Source organism: Streptomyces acidicola (assembly GCF_009377235.1).
GTDB classification, from domain to species: Bacteria; Actinomycetota; Actinomycetes; order Streptomycetales; family Streptomycetaceae; genus Streptomyces; species Streptomyces acidicola.
The window spans coordinates 1-18,104 of record NZ_VMNX01000196.1; the positions used below are offsets into that span (position 1 = coordinate 1).

Annotated in this window: 21 protein-coding genes; 7 read left to right on the forward strand and 14 right to left on the reverse strand. The window is 70.5% G+C overall.

The genetic code is table 11. The annotated features are described in order from the left end of the window. The 10 genes from FPZ41_RS34855 to FPZ41_RS34895 form a co-directional block, all read right to left on the reverse strand. A partial coding sequence (locus FPZ41_RS34855; RefSeq protein ID WP_152867585.1) for a phosphoadenosine phosphosulfate reductase domain-containing protein occupies positions 1-217 on the reverse strand: 217 nt, incomplete at its 3' end. Then, positions 214-792 (reverse strand): adenylyl-sulfate kinase, encoded by a 579-nt coding sequence (gene cysC / locus FPZ41_RS34860; RefSeq protein WP_152867586.1) that lies wholly within the window; start codon positions 790-792, stop codon positions 214-216. The genes cysC and FPZ41_RS34855, both read right to left, overlap by 4 nt. Positions 793-812: 20 nt before the next feature. Beyond that, complete coding sequence (locus tag FPZ41_RS34865; RefSeq protein ID WP_152867587.1) at positions 813-1,562, reverse strand: phosphoadenylyl-sulfate reductase; 750 nt, start codon at positions 1,560-1,562, stop codon at positions 813-815. Next, complete coding sequence (locus FPZ41_RS48920) at positions 1,559-1,738, reverse strand: hypothetical protein (RefSeq protein WP_131569412.1); 180 nt, start codon at positions 1,736-1,738, stop codon at positions 1,559-1,561. The genes FPZ41_RS34865 and FPZ41_RS48920 overlap by 4 nt, the downstream gene beginning before the upstream one ends. Beyond that, the gene (locus FPZ41_RS34875) at positions 1,735-3,426 is read right to left on the reverse strand and encodes a nitrite/sulfite reductase (RefSeq protein WP_152867588.1); all 1,692 of its coding nucleotides are present in this window, start codon (positions 3,424-3,426) and stop codon (positions 1,735-1,737) included. Before FPZ41_RS34875 ends, FPZ41_RS48920 begins: the two co-directional genes overlap by 4 nt. 171 nt (positions 3,427-3,597) lie before the next feature. Beyond that, positions 3,598-3,681 (reverse strand): putative leader peptide, encoded by an 84-nt coding sequence (locus FPZ41_RS50000; RefSeq protein WP_309486338.1) that lies wholly within the window; start codon positions 3,679-3,681, stop codon positions 3,598-3,600. A gap of 160 nt (positions 3,682-3,841) precedes the next feature. Further along, positions 3,842-4,405, reverse strand: a complete 564-nt coding sequence (locus FPZ41_RS34880) for a GNAT family N-acetyltransferase (RefSeq protein WP_152867589.1) — start codon at positions 4,403-4,405, stop codon at positions 3,842-3,844. A gap of 215 nt (positions 4,406-4,620) precedes the next feature. Beyond that, complete coding sequence (locus tag FPZ41_RS34885; protein WP_152867590.1) at positions 4,621-6,027, reverse strand: hypothetical protein; 1,407 nt, start codon at positions 6,025-6,027, stop codon at positions 4,621-4,623. 158 nt (positions 6,028-6,185) lie between these two features. Next, positions 6,186-7,463, reverse strand: coding sequence for a GAF domain-containing protein (locus FPZ41_RS34890; protein ID WP_152867591.1), 1,278 nt, complete (start codon positions 7,461-7,463; stop codon positions 6,186-6,188). Positions 7,464-7,975: 512 nt separating this feature from the next. Continuing rightward, the gene (locus FPZ41_RS34895; protein WP_152867592.1) at positions 7,976-9,619 is read right to left on the reverse strand and encodes an acyl-CoA dehydrogenase family protein; all 1,644 of its coding nucleotides are present in this window, start codon (positions 9,617-9,619) and stop codon (positions 7,976-7,978) included. Between the two features lie 97 nt (positions 9,620-9,716). Here FPZ41_RS34895 and FPZ41_RS34900 point away from each other — a divergent pair, with 97 nt between their 5' ends. From FPZ41_RS34900 to FPZ41_RS34915, 4 genes are all read left to right on the forward strand, one after another. Continuing rightward, on the forward strand, positions 9,717-10,883 hold the full coding sequence (locus FPZ41_RS34900) for a YihY/virulence factor BrkB family protein (RefSeq protein WP_322621103.1): 1,167 nt from the start codon (positions 9,717-9,719) through the stop codon (positions 10,881-10,883). Between the two features lie 51 nt (positions 10,884-10,934). After that, the gene (locus FPZ41_RS34905; RefSeq protein WP_322621104.1) at positions 10,935-11,627 is read left to right on the forward strand and encodes a helix-turn-helix transcriptional regulator; all 693 of its coding nucleotides are present in this window, start codon (positions 10,935-10,937) and stop codon (positions 11,625-11,627) included. 353 nt (positions 11,628-11,980) lie between these two features. Continuing rightward, positions 11,981-12,292 carry a hypothetical protein gene (locus FPZ41_RS34910; RefSeq protein WP_322621105.1) on the forward strand — a complete coding sequence of 104 codons (312 nt, stop codon included), beginning with the start codon at positions 11,981-11,983 and terminating at the stop codon, positions 12,290-12,292. Beyond that, positions 12,292-12,942, forward strand: a complete 651-nt coding sequence (locus FPZ41_RS34915) for a CatB-related O-acetyltransferase (protein WP_152867595.1) — start codon at positions 12,292-12,294, stop codon at positions 12,940-12,942. Before FPZ41_RS34910 ends, FPZ41_RS34915 begins: the two co-directional genes overlap by 1 nt. Positions 12,943-13,039: 97 nt before the next feature. Here the strand turns inward: FPZ41_RS34915 and FPZ41_RS34920 are convergent, their stop codons facing one another. Further along, positions 13,040-13,618, reverse strand: a complete 579-nt coding sequence (locus FPZ41_RS34920; RefSeq protein WP_152867596.1) for a TetR/AcrR family transcriptional regulator — start codon at positions 13,616-13,618, stop codon at positions 13,040-13,042. A 76-nt stretch (positions 13,619-13,694) separates the two neighbouring features. On the opposite strand from FPZ41_RS34920, the gene FPZ41_RS34925 reads away from it, so the two are divergent. Beyond that, positions 13,695-14,468, forward strand: coding sequence for an oxidoreductase (locus FPZ41_RS34925; protein WP_152867597.1), 774 nt, complete (start codon positions 13,695-13,697; stop codon positions 14,466-14,468). A 65-nt stretch (positions 14,469-14,533) separates the two neighbouring features. Here FPZ41_RS34925 and FPZ41_RS34930 read toward each other — a convergent pair whose 3' ends face one another. Further along, a complete protein-coding gene (locus FPZ41_RS34930) occupies positions 14,534-14,971 on the reverse strand; it encodes a glutaredoxin domain-containing protein (protein WP_152867598.1) in 438 nt (145 codons plus the stop codon). A 260-nt stretch (positions 14,972-15,231) separates the two neighbouring features. After that, the gene (locus tag FPZ41_RS34935; protein WP_194236313.1) at positions 15,232-15,633 is read right to left on the reverse strand and encodes a VOC family protein; all 402 of its coding nucleotides are present in this window, start codon (positions 15,631-15,633) and stop codon (positions 15,232-15,234) included. A 251-nt stretch (positions 15,634-15,884) separates the two neighbouring features. Between FPZ41_RS34935 and FPZ41_RS34940 the strand changes: the two genes are divergently transcribed. Together FPZ41_RS34940 and FPZ41_RS34945 are read left to right on the forward strand one after the other, a co-directional pair. Beyond that, positions 15,885-16,229, forward strand: a complete 345-nt coding sequence (locus FPZ41_RS34940; RefSeq protein WP_152867600.1) for a hypothetical protein — start codon at positions 15,885-15,887, stop codon at positions 16,227-16,229. Between the two features lie 108 nt (positions 16,230-16,337). Then, on the forward strand, positions 16,338-16,970 hold the full coding sequence (locus tag FPZ41_RS34945) for a hypothetical protein (protein WP_152867601.1): 633 nt from the start codon (positions 16,338-16,340) through the stop codon (positions 16,968-16,970). A gap of 3 nt (positions 16,971-16,973) precedes the next feature. Here FPZ41_RS34945 and FPZ41_RS34950 read toward each other — a convergent pair whose 3' ends face one another. Next, positions 16,974-17,990 (reverse strand): DUF5954 family protein, encoded by a 1,017-nt coding sequence (locus FPZ41_RS34950; RefSeq protein WP_152867602.1) that lies wholly within the window; start codon positions 17,988-17,990, stop codon positions 16,974-16,976. Positions 17,991-18,104: the final 114 nt, after the last annotated feature.

Genomic DNA, 18,104 nt, shown 5'->3' on the forward strand with positions numbered 1-18,104 from the left:
GGAGCAGGGAGAAGGGGATCGCCGCGGGGGCGAAGGCCTTCAGCGCCAGGTGGAGCATGACGATGGAGTCCTTGCCGCCGGAGAACAGGATCACCGGCCGTTCGAACTCGCCCGCCACCTCACGGAAGATGTGCACCGCCTCGGACTCCAGCGCGTCCAGGTGCGAGAGGCAGTACGGGCTGTCGGTCTCCGAGGAGACGGTGGCAACGGTCGTCATGCCAGGCCCCTTTCGACGAGCAGCTTGTGAAGCGTGGCCGCGGACTCCTGCACGGTCTGGTTCTGCGACTCGATGCGCAGGTCGGGCGACTCGGGCTCCTCGTACGGGTCGTCGACACCGGTGAGCCCGGAGATCTCGCCCGCGGCCTGCTTGGCGTACAGGCCCTTCACGTCACGTACGGAGCAGACCTCGACCGGGGTGGCCACGTGGACCTCGATGTACGGGGTGCCGCCCGCCTGGTGGCGCTTGCGGACGGCCTCGCGGCTGTCGGCGTAGGGCGCGATGACCGGCACGAGCGCCTTCACACCGTTGCGGGCCAGCAGGTCGGCGAGGAAGCCGACGCGCTGCACGTTGGTGTGGCGGTCGGCGCGGCTGAAGCCGAGGTCGGCGGTGAGGAACTCACGGATCTCGTCGCCGTCGAGCACCTCGACGAGGTGGCCGTCCTCGCGCAGCCGGTTCGCCAGCTCGTACGCGATGGTGGTCTTGCCGGCGCTCGGCAGACCCGTGAGCCAGACGGTGGCTCCGGTCGTCACGTGGTTCTCCCGGGGGGTCGGAGATGTCTCGGTGGTCGGCATCGGTGTCGTCGGGGGCGGCGTCATTCGTGCAGCCCGCACTCGGTCTTGGCGCGGCCCGCCCAGCGGCCGGCGCGGGCGTCCTCACCCTCCAGGACGCGGCGCGTGCAGGGGGCGCAGCCCACGGAGGGGTAGCCGTCCATCAGCAGCGGGTTGGTGAGCACACCGTGCTCGGTGACGTACGCGTCCACGTCGTCCTGCGTCCAGCGCGCGATCGGCGAGATCTTGACCTTGCCGCGCTTGTCGTCCCAGCCGACGACCGGGGTGTTCGCCCGGGTGGGGGACTCGTCGCGGCGCAGGCCCGTCGCCCATGCGTCGAACCGGGTCAGGCCCTCCTCCAGCGGCTTGACCTTCCGCAGGAAGCAGCACCGGTCGGGGTCGCGGTCGTGCAGCCTGGGTCCGTACTCGGCGTCCTGCTCGGCCACGGTCTGGCGCGGGGTGAGCGTGATGACGTTGACGTCCATCACGGCCTCGACCGCGTCACGGGTGCCGATGGTCTCCGGGAAGTGGTAGCCGGTGTCGAGGAAGACGACGTCCACGCCGGGCCTCGCGCGGGACGCGAGGTGCGCGACCACGGCGTCCTCCATGGAGGACGTCACGCAGAAACGCCTGCCGAAGGTGTCCACGGCCCACTGGAGGATCTCCAGGGCGGACGCGTCCTCCAGATCGCGGCCGGCCTGTTCGGCGAGCGCCTTCAGTTCGGCGCGCTTCGCCGCCTCCGGGTCGTCCGCGTCGTTCAGTGATGCGTCCGAGTCCGCCTGAGCGGTGGTCATATCTGATCCCCTCCACTTTCGGCATGTCGCAGCCCCCGGGCGAGAAGCCCGAGGAACTTCAACTGGAAGGCCCGACTGCACGCTCCGCATTCCCACGCACCGTGCCCCTCTTCGCTCGGGCGCAAGTCCTCGTCGCCGCAGTAGGGGCAGTAGAAGGGGGCGGCCCGCTCGCTCATGACAACGCCTCCTCGCTGGCACGCGCGGCCCAGGTGGCGAACCGCTCACCGTCCTCGCGCTCCGCCTGGAACCGCTTCAGAACGCGCTCCACGTAGTCGGGCAGCTCCTCGGAGGTGACCTTCAGGCCGCGCACCTTGCGACCGAACCCGGCCTGCAGGCCGAGCGCGCCGCCCAGGTGCACCTGGTAGCCCTCGACCTGCTCGCCCTGGTCGTCGAGGACGAGCTGGCCCTTGAGACCGATGTCCGCGACCTGGATACGGGCACAGGCGTTCGGGCAGCCGTTGATGTTGATGGTGATCGGCTCGTCGAAGTCCGGGATGCGGCGCTCCAGTTCGTCGATCAGCGCGGAGCCGCGCGCCTTGGTCTCGACGATGGCGAGCTTGCAGTACTCGATGCCGGTGCAGGCCATGGTGCCGCGCCGGAACGGGGAGGGCTTGGCGGTCAGGTCCAGCGCCTCCAGGGCCTCGACCAGCGGCTCGACCTGCTCCTCGGCGACATCGAGGACGATCATCTTCTGCTCGACCGTCGTACGGACCCGGCCCGAGCCGTGGGCCTCCGCCAGCTCGGCGATCTTCGTCAGCGTGGCGCCGTCGACGCGGCCGACACGCGGGGCGAACCCCACGTAGTAACGGCCGTCCTGCTGCCGGTGCACGCCGACGTGGTCGCGCCAGCGCTCCACGGGTTCGGCGGGCGCGGGACCGTCGGCCAGCTTGCGCTTGAGGTACTCGTCCTCCAGCACCTGGCGGAACTTCTCCGCACCCCAGTCCGCGACGAGGAACTTCAGGCGGGCGCGGGTGCGCAGGCGCCGGTAGCCGTAGTCACGGAAGATACCGATCACACCGGCCCATACGTCCGGGACCTCGTCCAGCGGGACCCAGGTGCCGAGCCGGACACCGATCTTCGGGTTGGTGGACAGGCCACCGCCGACCCACAGGTCGAAGCCGGGACCGTGCTCCGGGTGCTCGACACCGACGAACGCCACGTCGTTGATCTCGTGGGCGACGTCGAGCAGCGGGGAGCCGGAGATCGCCGTCTTGAACTTGCGCGGCAGGTTGGAGAACTCCTTGCTGCCGATGTAGCGGCTGTGGATCTCGTCGATGGCCGGGGTGCCGTCGATGATCTCGTCCTCGGCGATCCCCGCGACGGGCGAGCCGATGATGACGCGCGGGGTGTCGCCGCACGCCTCGGTGGTGGACAGCCCGACGGCCTCCAGCCGGTTCCAGATCTCCGGCACGTCCTCGATGCGGATCCAGTGCAGCTGGATGTTCTGCCGGTCGGTGATGTCCGCGGTGCCGCGGGCGAACTCCTGCGAGATCTCGCCGATCACGCGCAGCTGCTGCGTGGTCAGTCGGCCGCCGTCGATACGGACACGCAGCATGAAGTACTTGTCGTCGAGCTCCTCCGGCTCCAGGATGGCGGTCTTTCCGCCGTCGATGCCGGGCTTGCGCTGGGTGTACAGCCCCCACCAGCGCATACGGCCGCGCAGGTCGTTGGGGTCGATCGAGTCGAAGCCCCGCTTCGAGTAGATCGTCTCAATGCGTGTCCGCACATTGAGACCGTCGTCGTCCTTCTTGAACTGTTCGTTGCCGTTCAGTGGGGTGAAGTGACCCACGGCCCACTGACCCTCGCCACGGTGACGGCTCACCTTGCGGCGGGGCGTGGCAGGGCGTTGCGGGGTGGCGGCCATGGTGGTTACGTCCTTCGGGACAGGCGGGATGCGACTCTGACCTGCGTGTACGGGCGCTCCGGGGCCGACGGCCCCTGAAGTGTGCAGCAGCATGCGTGCCCATACGTGCCCATACGTGCGCGTCGTTGCGCAGGAGGGGGCAGGAGGGAGAATACGGCGGTGCTGGAGTGATCAGCTCGCCGGACAGATGGCGCTGGACATGCGGCCGAGGTCGACGTGCCGCCGACTCACCAAGGCAATTCCAGTTCCAGACATGACGGAAGCGTGTCATGGCGGTTTGGACTCAGTCCACCATTATCCGCATGATGGACAAGGATGTCTCGCATGCCGGGACGCTGTGATATGCGTCATGGAGTGTGCGCCCGGCGCTGGTGTCCCCGGCGGGACAAGGGCCCGACATGCCCCTGTCCTGCTGCTACGCCCCGGGCCAGGGACCGGGCGCGGGGACCCCCGGCTCCTGCTCGGCCTTCGTGTCGAAGAGCCTGAACCCCCGCCGCTGGTAGTTCGCCATGGCGTGCTCTCCGTCCTTGCTGCATGTATGCAGCCAGACCCGCTTGGTCGGGGGCAGCCGCGGCCAGCGCTCGGCCAGATCCCAGGCCCGCGCGGTCCCGTACGAGAGGAGGTGCCCGCCGACGCGCCGCCCCCGGAACGCCGGGAGGAGACCGAAGTACACGATCTCCACGACCCCGTCGTCCTGCGGTTCGAGCTCGACGTACCCCGTGGGCGTCCCGCGGTCGTAGGCCACCCATGTCTCCACGCCGGGCCGGTCCAGGTGCTCCTGCCAGCGCGCGTACGGCCACGACAGCCGGTCGGTCCAGAGGATGTCGCCGCCGACGGAGGCGTACAGGAAGCGGCTGAACTCGGGGGAGGGGACCTCGGAGCGGACTATCCGGACATCTCCCTGCGGGGCCCGCGCGGGCAGCAGGTCGCCCGGGGACGTCTGCTCCAGGGACCAGGTGGTCACGGTGATGGTGGACATGGAAGCCAGGGAACCATGAGGCCGGACCGGCCACGAAGACCGGGTCCGGCACCAAGCGCTCCGCTGGAGTGCCGCGATGGGCCGTCGATTGTCTGCGGGCCGTCGAGGCTGATCGCTCCCCCACTCTCGGCTGCGCTCGAGCGGGGGGGACCCCCATCGCGGCGGAGCCGCATATTCAACACAGCCCCGCGCCCCTTTGGGGCGCTGCCGGATCTCTAGTTCATGGAGCTGTTGACCGCCGACAGCGGTACCGCGTACAGCACCCGCTCGGGGATGGCCTCCGGCTCCCACTGGTCGTCCGCGTTCGCCGCCCGCTCGGTGAGCGTCCACAGCTCGCCGGTGTTCTGCGAGTACGACATGGACTCGGTGTGCTGCCCCCAGCACGCGTACGACTGGTCGGCGGTGCACTGGGCGGCGTCGGCGCCGGAGCCGTCGGCGTTCTGCCGCCACAGCGTGCCGTGCTTGCCGCGGCCGCCGGGGGACTGGGCGAGGTACCAGTCGGCCTTGTCCTCCCCGCTCGGCTTGTGCGAGATCACGCCCCGCAGGCCGACCGCCTTGGTCTCGTACGCCTCGTCCGCGTTCACGATGCCGCGGGAGTTCGCGCCCAGCAGGCCCGTGCGGCTGAGCGCGGTGCTGAAGTAGTAGCGCCACACGCGGGCCGGCTCGCTGCCGGTCGAACTGAACCATTCGTTCGCCACCAGGCTGTTCGGTGTCGAGGTCCGGTCCAGCGAGACGGAGCCGAAGCAGGGGACCGCCTTGTCGTCGGACGCGGTGCACTTGCCGCCCGTCAGGCTGTACGAGCCGATGGCCGGCAGCACGTACTGGTAGCCGTGCGCCGAGTAGCCGCCGCTCACCTTGCCGACCTCGTGGCTGTTGACGTTGGCCTGGAGTATGCGGTGCATGTCGAAGACGAAGAGGGCGTTGTTGTGGCCGGCGCCGTTCTTCGCGGTGACGATCAGCTTGTCCTGGTACCAGACCATGCCGCCGATGTGGGAGCGCACGGCACCGAAGTCCTTGCCGCCCGCGAGGGGGGTGACGAGGAGGACCCAGCGGTACTTCAGGTTGTCGGGGTCGTTCGCGTCGATGAAGGCGACGCGGGCGAGTCCCTTGTCCTTCGCCGGCTCACCGGCCTTGTCGTCGTTGTGCGTCCAGCCGGACAGGATCACGCGGTCCTCGCCCCACAGGCCGTCGTCGTCGGCGTCGGCGGAGGTGGTGACGGATTGGGGGAGCCACTTCTGGGTCGTGGCGTCGCCGGTGTCCCAGCAGTAGGCGCGGCTCGCTGCGGGGTCGACCGGGAGGGCCGCCCGCTCGGTGTCGTCGCAGGCGGACTTGTTGCGCATCGTGTGGTTGGCGCTCTGCAGGACGCCGTTTACGCCGACGTTCCCGCCCATGTCGCTCGTGAGGGTGTCCAGGGTCGTCCTGCCGACCAGGTTCTCGCGCAACTGGAGCTTGCCGATCTCGCTCGCCGAGGTGAGCTGCTTCAGGCCGCCCGGGTTGTCACCGCCCGTGGCCTGCGAGGTGCTGATCAGCGTGGCCGCGGCGGTCAGAGCGAGCGCGGTCCCGGCCAGACCGGCGCGCAGCGCACGGCCTCTTCTGCGTCGACGGTGCCTACCGCGACTCATACAACCTCCCAGGAAGGGCCAACTGCCTCTCATGATCAGTGCGTTGACGGAGAGCCAGGTGGGGTGGCCTGGGAGGGATGCTACTTCAGAGGGCCCCTGCCGGTGTTGTGGTACTGCATAAATGCAGGGATATCCCTCACTCCTGGGCTACCGTCCGTTCACCTGTGCAGTGCTCCGCCGCGGGACCGGACCACCCCCGGGGCCAGGGAGTGCGGCAGCAGGTCCAGCGGGTCGTCCGGCAGCAGCAGGTCGACTTCCGTGCCTTCCGTGAAGCGGTAGGGCCGGTGTTCCAGGAAGGCGCCCATGTAGCGGCGCACCCGGGACATCTCCGCGCGGACCGTGACCGTGCGGGCCGGGTCGCCGAACATGTCGGCGGCGAGGGCCGCGGCGGTGCGGCCGGTGGGGTGGAGGGCCAGGAGGTAGAGCAGTTCGGCGTGTCGGGGGCTGAGTTCGTGCGTCCAGGAGCCCACGGCGCCCGAGGCGGTCACCGTGGAACGGCGCGGGTGCGCCAGGTCCAGGACGATACGGGTCGTGTCGTCGCCGGCCGGCCACTCGGCGCCGGTGCGGATCAGCCAGCCGCCGGGCAGCGGCTCGACCTGGCACGTGCCCAGGTGGGGCAGCCGGCGCCGGCCGGGGGAGAGGGCCTTCGGCAGGGCCAGCCGGGTCGTGTACGGCATGCCGGTCACCGCGGCCGTCCAGCCGTCCGTGTCCACGGCCGCCGCCCGGCCGCCGATGCGCGCCAGCACCGGGGCCGCGACCGCGCGCAGCCGTTCCAGCGAGGACAGGTGCAGATCCCGCAGCCGGGCCTCGGCGAGCTTGGCGACCGAGCCGACGAGGGCGAGCGTGGCGGGATGATGGGACTCCAGCGGGCCGCTGACGTCCACCGCGCCCAGCAGCCGCCCGTCGCGCGGGTCGGTGATGGGGGCGCCGGTGCAAGCCCAGGACTGCAGGGTCCGCACGACATGCTCGGCGGAGACGACCTGCAGCGGGCGGCGGGCCACCAGCGCGGTGCCGACGCCGTTCGTGCCGACGACCTCCTCCCGGAAGTCCCCGCCGATCCCGAGCCCCTGCCCGTCCGCTCGGCGCAGCCCCGACGGGCTGCCCTCACGCCACAGCGCCCGGCCCTCCGCGTCGGCGACGATCACGATGTGCTGCCCGGAGTCCGCGAACGGCAATAACCCCTCCTGCAGCACCGGCAGGATGTGCCGCAGCCGTGAGGTCTGCCGGCGCCGCTCGACCTCGTCCAGGCCGAGCACATCGGCCCGGAAGTCGTGGTCGGGGTCGACCCCGCCGCGGACCGTGCGGTCCCAGGACTCCCTGATCACCGGCCGCGGCGCCACCTTCGGCCGCTCCCCGGCGAGCGCGGCGCCGCGCGTCTCGCCGAGTACCTGTGCCGCCCGTCTCGCGTCCTGGGCGACGAGTCGCGTGACATCCATCGGCGAGTGCGCCACTCGATCCTCCCGGCAGATCTGACAGACCTGTCCGTCCCCGTCTCCGTCGTGACGGCGACGGACGTCCGCGCGTGCGTTGACTGCGGGTCTCATAGTGTGCCGCCGAACGGCGCGGAGGGGCACAGTCCGGCCACGGAGAGCTGAGGAGTTGCAACCTCATGCAACCCTGGCGAACAGCCGTACGGTGCTTGAAACTTGTTCAACGTCGCCCACTGAGGCGGCCGCGCTCCGGTTACGGGGCCGAGACAGCGGGGGTGGTGCCGTGTCGGCGCAGCATCACCCCCGCGTCGTGCGTTTTGCGCTGAACCCGCCCGTGCCCTACGTCGGTCGAGCGCGTGCCCGTGCCGTACGGCGGCCGCGGGCGCCCGTGGTGGCGGATGGCCGGAAGTGACGTACGCCAGCAGCGACGTACGGCGGCAGTCACGTACGGCGGCAGTCACGTACCCCGGCAGTGACGTACCCCGGCAGTCACGTACGACCGAAGCGGCCCTCGGCCGTCAGCTCACCGGACGCGCCCGCTCCACCACCGACGCCAGATCCAGGCTGTGCGGCAGCGTGCCGAAGGCCGCACCCCAGTCGCCGCCGAGCCGCGAGGCGCAGAACGCGTCGGCGACCTCCGGCGGCGCGTACCGCACCAGCAGCGACCCCTGGAGCACGAGCGCGAGGCGTTCGACGAGGCGGCGGGCGCGGGCCTCGATGCCGTCCAGGTCGGCGAGCTCGGTCAGCAGGTTCTTGATGGCGCCGTCCAGCCGGTGGTCGGCGCCACGGGCCCGGCCCACCTCCTGCAGAACGGCGTTCAGCGCCTGCGGCTCGCGCGTCAGGGCGCGCAGCACATCGAGGGCCTGCACGTTCCCGGCGCCCTCCCAGATCGAGTTGAGCGGCGACTCGCGCAGCAGCCGGGGCATGCCGGACTCCTCGACGTACCCGTTGCCGCCCAGGCACTCCAGGGCCTCGGCCACCAGCGGCGTGCAGCGCTTGGTGACCCAGTACTTGGCGGTCGGCACCGCGAGCCGCAGGAACGCGCGCTCCTCCGCCGACCCGTCGGCCGCGTTGTCGTACGCTGCCGCCAGCCGCAGCGCCAGCGTCGTCGCCGCCTCGGACTCCAGCGCCAGGTCCGCCAGCACGTTCCGCATCAGCGGCTTGTCGATCAGCCTTCCGCCGAACGCCTCCCGGTACGTGCAGTGGTGCACCGCCTGCGCCACCGCCTGCCGCATCACCGAGGCCGAGCCCAGCACGCAGTCCACCCGAGTGGCCGCCACCATCTCGATGATCGTGCGCACGCCCCGGCCCTCGTCACCGACCCGGCGGGCCCACGTCCCGTCGAACTCGACCTCGCTGGAGGCGTTGGACCGGTTGCCCAGCTTGTCCTTCAGCCGCTGGATGCGGAACTCGTTCCGCGTGCCGTCCTCCAGTACGCGCGGCACCAGGAAGCAGGTGAGCCCCTCCGGAGCCTGCGCCAGCACCAGAAAACCGTCCGACATCGGAGCCGAACAGAACCACTTGTGCCCGGTCAGCTCGTACGTGCCGTCCTCGGCGAGCGGTCGCGCCGACGTCGTGTTGGCCCGTACGTCACTGCCGCCCTGCTTCTCCGTCATCCCCATCCCGAAGAGGACGCCGGCCTTCTGCGCGGCGGGCCGCAGCCCCTGGTCGTACACCATCGACGTCAGCCGCGGCTCCCACTCGGCCGCCAGCGCCGGATCGGTGCGCAGCGCGGGCACCGCCGCATGGGTCATCGACAGCGGGCAGCCGTGGCCCGCCTCGACCTGCGTCCAGACCACGAAGGAGGCCGCGCGCCGTACGTGCCCGCCCGGCCGCACCCAGGCCGCCGTCATCCCCGCCGAGACGCCCTTGCCGAGCAGGCGGTGCCAGGCCGGATGGAACTCCACCTCGTCGAGACGGTTTCCGTACCGGTCGTGTGTGCGCAGCTTCGGCGGGTTCTCGTTGGCCAGCACCCCCCACTCCTGCGCCTGCTCGGAGCCCGCCGTGCGCCCGAGCAGCGACAGCTCCTCGCGCGCCTCGTCGAGCAGACCGGGGGCGAGATGCCGGTCGACCGCCTCCACGAGGACCCGGTCGGAGGCGAAGACGTCGTACCCCACCAGGGGCGGAGCCTGATTGGTCACTTCGTGGGTGCTGGCTGCCATGTCCCGGAACCTACCCTTCGGTAACGCCACCGTCACCAGTATCCGGCATCGGGACCACAAGGTGAGGTCAGCCTGTCAGGACGGATACCTTTAGGGCGTGCAGCCAGCAAGTAAGCCCCCCGAGTCTCCTGAAAGCGCCTCCGGCCGTCTCCACCGGGCACGCGCCCTCTACCGGAACGTCTCCAAGCGCAGGACGGCCTGGCTGCTGCTCAAGGACACCGTCAACTCGTGCATCGAGTACCGCATCCTCGGGCTCGCGGCGGAGGCGGCGTTCTTCACGCTGCTGTCCGTCCCGCCGCTGCTGCTCAGCCTGATCGGGCTGCTCGGTTACGTCGACGACTGGACCGGCGCGAACACCATCGCCAGCCTGCAGAACAACATCCTGGAGGCGTCCCGCACCGTCCTGTCCGACAGGGGTGTCACACAGATCGCCCAGCCGATACTGGACGACGTGACGAAGGGCGGCCGGCCCGACGTCATCTCCATCGGCTTCCTCTTCGCCGTCTGGTCGGGCTCCCGGGCGGTGAACGTCTTCATCGACACCATCACCGTCATGTACGGCCTCGACGGGGTGCGCGGGATCGTCAAGACCCGGCTGATGGCGTTCCTGCTGTTCATCGTGGCGCTGCTGATCGGCTCGATCGCGCTGCCGCTCATGGTGGCGGGTCCGGACGAGGTCGTGAACATCGTGCCGTGGTCGACGACCCTCGTGCAGATCCTGTACTGGCCGGTCGTGATCGTCCTGTCGGTCGTGTTCCTGACCACGCTGTACCACGTGTCGGTGCCGGTCCGCTCACCCTGGGTCGAGGACGTCCCCGGCGCCCTGGTGGCCCTGGGCATGTGGGTCCTGGGGAGCTTCCTCCTGCGCATCTACCTGACGAACACGGTCGAGGGCCCGACGATCTACGGCTCCCTGGCCGCGCCCGTGGCCGTACTGCTCTGGATCGGCGTCTCGGCCTTCGCGGTGCTGGTGGGCGCCGCGGTCAACGCGGCCATCGACCGGGTCTGGCCGGCCGCGGCGACGGCCGCCGCGCGTGCCGCGAACGAGCGGCTGCGCCACGAGCAGGCCGCCGAGTACGTCGCCCGCGCCACCGCGGCCCGGGACGCCGACCCCGACTACGCCGCCAACCCCGACATGCCCTCCGAGTTCCCGGAACGCTGGTCCCGCTTCCTGCCCCCGGAGGACGTGACATCCCGCCTGCGCACCCACGCCAAGAGCGCGAACAAGCAGGGGGACGGAACGCCTCCGGGGTCGGGGGAGTAGGGTCCCGCGCCCCTGAAATCCGCCGACCGGGGTGGGCGTAGCCTGGCGTACGTGTACGCGGAGCGGGCGTCCCGGCTGACGGGCGCGGTGGTGTGGACCAGCACCCCGTCCGGCTCCGGTTCGGGGCTCGTACTCCCCGACGGCTGTATGGACCTGCTCTGGAGCGAGGGGCGGCTGATGGTCGCCGGGCCCGACACGCGGGCGTATGTTCCCGGGCGGGCCGAGGACCTGTCCGCGCGCTGGGCCGGAGTGCGGTTCTTCCCTGGGACCGCGCCCACCTTCCTGGGCGTCCCCGCGCACGAGCTGCGCGACCGACGCGTCGACCTCGCCGACCTGTGGCCGGCCGCCCGCGTACGGCGGCTCGCGGCGCGGGTGAACGCGGCCCCCGATCCGGCGCTCGGGCTCGAAGAGCTGGCGCTGGAGCGGGCGGCCGAGTCCGGGCCTCCCGACCCGTTGCCGGGCAGGGTGGTGGCCGCGCTGGACGCGGGCCGCCCGGTCGCCGGGACCGCCGATGAACTGGGCCTCAGCGCACGCCAGTTGCACCGCCGCTCGCTGACCGCGTTCGGGTACGGCCCGAAGACGCTGGCCCGCGTCCTGCGACTCCAGCGCGCCCTCGCCCTCGCCCGCGGAGGGGTGCCCTTCGCGGACACGGCGGCCCGGACCGGGTACGCCGACCAGGCGCACCTGGCACGTGAGGTGAGGGAACTGGCGGGACGGCCGCTGGGGCAGTTGCTCGGAGGCTAGGGCGGAGTCCCGTCGTCCGCCCGAAGGGCGGGCCCCGCGGCGGCGATGGGGGTCCCCCCGCGCGAGCGAAGCCGAGCGTGGGGGAGCGTGCGATCGCAAGGCGCCGGAGCGCCCTAATAGCGGAGCTATTCGGGTGTTTCGGCAACGCCGTGTGGGGGTGCCCCCACGCCCTTGAGGCAGTGGGGGAGTGCGTGCCAGACGCCGCGGGGCAGGCGGGACTTTCGAAACACGCCCTAGGGCCGTCGGAGCTGTTCGGCCGATCACTGGGCTCGCGATGGCGGGTATGGACGCGCGATGCGCGGGGTGCCATGATCACGCGGCGTCCGGCGTGGGCCGGCCCCCAGGGAGAGACCGTGAAGCTGTGCCTCGCCATACCTCTTGTTCTGCTGGCGTTGCTCCTCGCCGCCTCCGGCGTCGCCGGGGTTACCCGCGGATGGGTGCTCCCCATGAACCGGCGCCATGTCCGCGCTCCGCGTCTCTACGGCTGGGGTCAGCTTGTCGTGGCCTTCGCGCTCTGCTGGCAGCTGGTCTTCGGACTGGTGATCAGCGACTCCGGCACCGGTCCGGCGGGGACGCTGATCGGCAGCGTGATTCTCCTGGCCGGCATCGTCGTCATGATGGTGGGCCGGCTCGTCGGTGGTGACCGGAGAGGAAGCAATTCGTGATGCCGTCCGTTCCCGCCGACCCGACCGTGGTGCACCCGATGCCCGAGCAGCCGCGGGTGGTGCTGTTGAAGCCGCTGGTCACCTCGCCGCTGATCGAGGTCGGGGAGTTCTCCTACTACGACGACCCCGATGACCCGACCGCCTTCGAGACCCGCAACGTGCTGTACCACTACGGGCCGGAGAAGCTGGTCATCGGGAAGTTCTGCGCGCTGGGCGAGGGAGTGCGGTTCATCATGAACGGTGCCAACCACCGTATGGACGGTCCCTCGACGTTCCCTTTCCCGATCATGGGCGGTTCCTGGGCCGAGCACTTCGACCTCATCACCGGCCTGCCCGGACGGGGTGACACCGTGCTGGGCAACGACGTCTGGCTCGGCTACCGGGCCATGGTGATGCCCGGCGTCCGTATCGGCCACGGAGCGGTCGTCGCTTCCGGTTCCGTCGTCGTCGACGACGTCCCTGACTACGGCATCGTCGGCGGCAACCCCGCCCGGCTCATCCGCCGCCGCTACAGCGATGCCGACATCAACCGCCTGCTGGCCCTGGCCTGGTGGGACTGGCCGCTCCGGCACATCACCGAACACATCCGCGCGATCATGTCCGGCAGCATCGACGACCTGGAGAAGGCAGCGGCCGGGCACGCGGGATAGGTGCGGCGCCGACCACCCGGCGGCGGACCGTTAGAGGCTCAACTGGTTCCGGGGCCGGCAGGCCGTTCCGCTCGACGCAGGCCTCTGGGAAGGTCGCTCATCCTGCGTCGGGCGCGCCGAAGCGCAGGCCGTCGAAGAGGATCGCCGTGATGTGCACGGCCTCGTCCCGCCAACCCTCGGTGGGGCGCATTCCGCAGATGCCTCCCAGCGCGCGCAGCAGAGTGCGTCCGCTGACGCCGTCACGGATGGTGCCGACTGCTGTCCCCGCTTCCAGGAGCTGGTCGAGCGCCTGCTCCATCTGCGTGCGGGCGTCGTCGAAGACCGGTGAATCCGTCGCCATGATGCTCTCCAGCGCGACGGCCATCCCCTTGCCCACGGCTGCGTGTTCCACGAGCAGCAGCAGGAATCGCCGCAGCGCCTCATCCGGGGCGTGCCGGCCAAGGAGTTCCCCGGGCGCGGCACACAGTTCGTCGACCTCCTGGCGGTAGACCTCCTCGACGAGGGCTTCGCGGGTGTCGAAGTGGCGGTACAGCGTTCCGATCGCCACGCCGGCTCGCCGGGCGATCTCTTTCACGTGAGCGTCGGCGTCGCCGGTGAGGAACGCCTCCCGCGCCGCGGCGAGGAGTGCCTCGCGGTTACCCCGCGCATCGGAGCGCAGCGGACGTGATGACGGCAACAGTGCCTCCATAAGGTGAGCCAGGTTCAGGTTATAGTATCCGGAGTCGGGTTCACCTTACTGGAGGAGTACTCCCATGACAGTTGCGGAAGAGGGGCTCAGCGGCCTTCGTGTGCTGGTCACCGGTGGCAGCCGCGGGCTGGGGGAGGCGACCGCCCGCCGGTTCGCCGCCGCAGGTGCGACGCTGTTGACGGCCTCGCGCAGTGCGCCTCCGGAGGACCTGCCGGGCACTTTCATTCCTGCGGACCTTGCGACAGAACAAGGAGTGGCGGAACTCGGCCGACGGGTCCTCGACAGCATCGGTGGGGTCGATGTCCTGGTCAACAACGCGGGCGCGGCGAGCGCCCCGGCGCCGACCCTGAAGCGGTCGGACGAGTCGTGGCGTGCGGACCTGGAGATGAATCTGCTCAGTGCCGTCCGGCTCGACCGGGCCCTGGTCCCGGGGATGGTCGAGCGGGGTTCCGGGGTGGTCGTGCACGTCTCGTCGATCGCGAGCCGTCTGCCGCAGCGCACCGAGGCGTCCTACGCCGCGGCCAAGGCGGGGCTCAACGCCTACAGCCGCGAGCTGGCGACCGAGGTGGGCGAGCACGGAGTGCGCGTGGTGTGTGTCCTGCCGGGCTTCGTGGCCACCGAGGGCGCCGTCCAGCATCTCCAACGGATGGCCGACCAGCAGGGCATCGGGCTGGAACAGGTGCAGCAGCAGATCGTGGATCACCTGAACGTGCCGATGGGCCGGCCCGGCGACCCCGAGGACGTGGCAGAGATGATCGCGTTCCTCGCGTCCGGCCGCGCGAAGTGGCTCACGGGAGCCGAGTTCCGGGTCGACGGCGGCATCATCCCGGTGGTGTGAGCTTGTCTTTCAACCTCTGTCCGCTTGCGCCTGCGGGTGCCTCTCCGGCAGGGCGCGGTCTCTGATCACACGGAAGGGGAGAGCTGTTCGCGCACCCATCCGGGATCGGGGTTGGTGTGTGGCCGGCCCGCCACGACGACGGTCGGTACGGTCTCATTGCCGTCGTTGGCTGCCCTCACCGCCGCGGCTCCTGCCGGGTCGCGCCAGATGTTGACCCAGTGCAGCCGGCGGGCGCTGCGGCCCAGCCGGATGCGCAGTCGTACGCAGTACTTGCAGCCCGGCCGCCAGAAGACGACCGGCCGGCCGTCGACCGCGCTGCGGCGTTGTGCCTCCCGCGCACCGATCGACCTCGGGAAGATCAGGGGCGAGTTCACGCCGGCGAGCGCCAGGAACGCCAGCAGAAGTGCTGCGGCTGTGCCGGGGCTCCCCTTGGAGATCAGCCCAGCCGCGACGGCTGAGCCGCAGAGGACCAGCAGCATCGGCAGGATCCAGGCGCGCACCATGGTGACGCAGGCTATCGATGAGTCGAAATGCTCCTCGAACCAGGGCGCTCACCTGGGTGTTCGCCATGTACGACGCCCTGAACGACGGGAATGTCGACGTGCCCCGGCTGCGGCGGGTGCTGGCACATCCGCACGATCATGTCCGGAAGCATCGACGACCTGGAGAAGGCAGCGGCCGGGCACGTGGGATAGGCATGTCAGGACCCGTCGCCCCGCCGAACGACGGCCTGCCTGCTCGTACGGACCGCCCAGTCACCCCGTCAGCTACTGGTCGCCGGCAGCGGCGCGAACAGGTCCACGCCGTTGCCGTCCGGGTCCTGTACGACCGCGTACCGCTGGCCCCACACGGCGTCCCACGGCTTGAGCTCGCCGTGATGGCCGGCGGCCACCAACTCCTCGTACATCGCGTCCACTTCGGCCGGGCTCTCGCACAGCAGGGCGATCGAGGACCGGCCGCCCGTCCCCGGCTGCCACTCCGGGTGGAAGGACCGGACGGTCTCCTCGGTGTCGAGCAACAGCCGTAGACCGCCCGGCAGTTGGGCCTCGGCGTGCGGCTGCGTCTCGGCTCCCTCCGGGAAGGCGAATCCGAGACGGCGGTAGAAGGCGACAGAAGCGGCCATGTCGGAGGCGACCAGGCCGATCGCGTCGAATCGTGGAGTCATGCGGCCACCATAGGCAGGGTGCGCCGACAAGGTCTTGAAGGAATCGGACACCCCGGGTCGAGTCATTCGGCAAGTCCAAGCCGCCCGTCCAGCCCCCACGGCAAAATACTACTAATGGTGCGAAGGTGAAGCAGTGGCCAAAGGACCCTCTTTTCGGGCACGTCGCGTTCGTGGATCCTGACCGTGCCGCACGGCAACGTGCCTGGCCACAGAGGGCAGTGCTGCCCTGGAACGTGAAGGAGAAGAGGGAGATGACACTTGAACAGTCGGAGCCGGTGATCGGGGCCGATGGCGTGATCACGATCGACGCGGTGCAGTCCCCCGAAACGGCGGCGGCCGCCGCCACGGGCGGATGGTGGGCCTTCTTCAGGGCGCATCGCATCTTCAACCTGCGGGTCAACATCCCCGGCGCCGTACCGGGGAACCTGGTGTGGGCATCCCTGACGGAGTGCGCGCCCGGCAGCAACATCCCCTTCCTGGGGTCGGCGACCATGCACACGTACAACGTCGTTCCCGGTGACGGCTTCGTGCTGATCCGTGGCGAGATCGACTGGGACGAAGACCTTCTCACCCGTGTCAGCCTCTACTTCGGCTGATGTCGGCCGGCCGGGCGGCATCCTCGGAAGGCTCGGAAGCCGCCCGCGCCCGCTGCGCAAAACTCTCTGAGCGCCACCTGTGGAACACCTGTGCGGCAGTATGGGGTGATGCCCCGTGCCGCTCGTGTACTGCTTCCCCTCACTCTCCTGCCCGTGCTGATCACGGCCTGCGGCAACGAGAAGGTGGTGGACGCCCCCGAGCCGCGGCGCCCCGCTCCGGACCGGGCCGAGTTACAGGCGCGGGCGGAGGCGCTGGGCCTCGCGCCGGAGCTCGTCCACGTAACCGAGTCCCGCGGGTTCACTCTGCTCCGGCAGTCGGTGGGCGTGTACGGCGGCGACGGCTTCTCCAGCGCGTACTGGTCGCGGAAGCGCGACGCCCAGATCCTGCTCCTCGTGGACCGCGGCACGATGACGGCCGAGAACTGTCCGAAGCAGCCGGTCGGCCAGGGCGCAATGGGGCCGGTGACCTGCGAGCGGGACGGCGACGCCTGGTACCGCACATCGGGCGGACAGCACGAGTACGCCGTCCCGGAGAAGGGCCACGCGGTCCGCATCGGCGGCGACACCGCCAAGATCGACCGCGACGTCCTGCGTGCCGCCGCCGAGGCCGCCCGCCGTCCGACCTCCGCCGAACTGGCCTTCCTCCTGCCACACCCACGCCACGAAGGGCCGGTGAAACGCGGGGACCTGCCATCGCTGGGCGACGGGACACCCAACAACGACGTGGGACCCGGCGGCTGACCGTCACTCGTACGTGAGGGTGCCGTCCTCGTCCATCGTCGGATGCATCTTCATCGGGCCGTACTCGTCGACGTCCGAGCGGCGCGGCTGTTCCGGGCCGTCGGCGCCCATGCGGAGCATGCGTTCGACACGGCAGATCCGGAAGAGCCGGCCGTCGACACGGAACTCGTCCGCGCGGTCGAGCGCCCGGTACTCCTGGGCCGCCTCGGCGTACCTCGCCTTCTTGGCGTCGTCGAACTGGTACAGCAGCGCCCAGATCTCGTCCATTCCGTTGTAGAGCATGCGCCGGGCGTCGTGCGGGGTGGCCATGAGGGCGCCGCGCGGCCGCCAGCCGTGCTTCCCGCGCTCGACCACGCCGAAGCCGGTGGGCAGCAGGACGAGCTCCGGGTGGGTGGCGACCGCGCCTTCCGATTCGGCGCACATGTCGTCCGGGAAGTGGGAGCCCCTGTACGCGAACTCCCGAAGCCCCAGTTTCATCGCCCCCGCGGACGGACCGTCCGTGCTGTCCGGATCGAGGACGAAACCGACGTCCGGCGACGCGGTGTCGCGCGCCTGCCGGTCCCACGACCGCTCCACCGGCTCGGGGTCGGTCGGCCGGGGCGGCTCCAGTCCGTCGTCCCCGACCCGCCCGAACTCGTCCCCGCGCACCACCCGGTACCGCACTCCGCACGCCTCCACCTCGTTCGCGGGCTCACGCTCCAGCACCCCCACGGCCGCGAGCAACTCCCGCCGTACGGCGCGGTCGTCGGTGTCGTCCTTCGCCGTGAAGAACAGATGTGACTGCAGCCCGTCCCGGGCCACCTGAGGCATCCCGTCCACCACCGGTTTCAGTACCCGCCACTCCGGCCCGGCCGCCGGGTCCTTTACCGCGATCCCGAACACCGGCCCGCGCAACGCGAGATGGGGATAGCGCAGCGAGGCCTCCACCGCGTCCGCCTCCCGCACCCAGGCGGCCGGGTCGTCGCGGTGGATCAGGTCCTCGTGGAGGGCGTGGATCTGTTGCTGCCAGTCATCGGTCATGTACGCATTGTGGCGGCGTTCGGGTGCGTGCGGGAACCGAACGGGCTCAACAGCTGGAGTTGCTGGAGCTGTCGGCCAGTTTGAGGAAGGCGGTCCAGGTGGTGGGGGTGACGG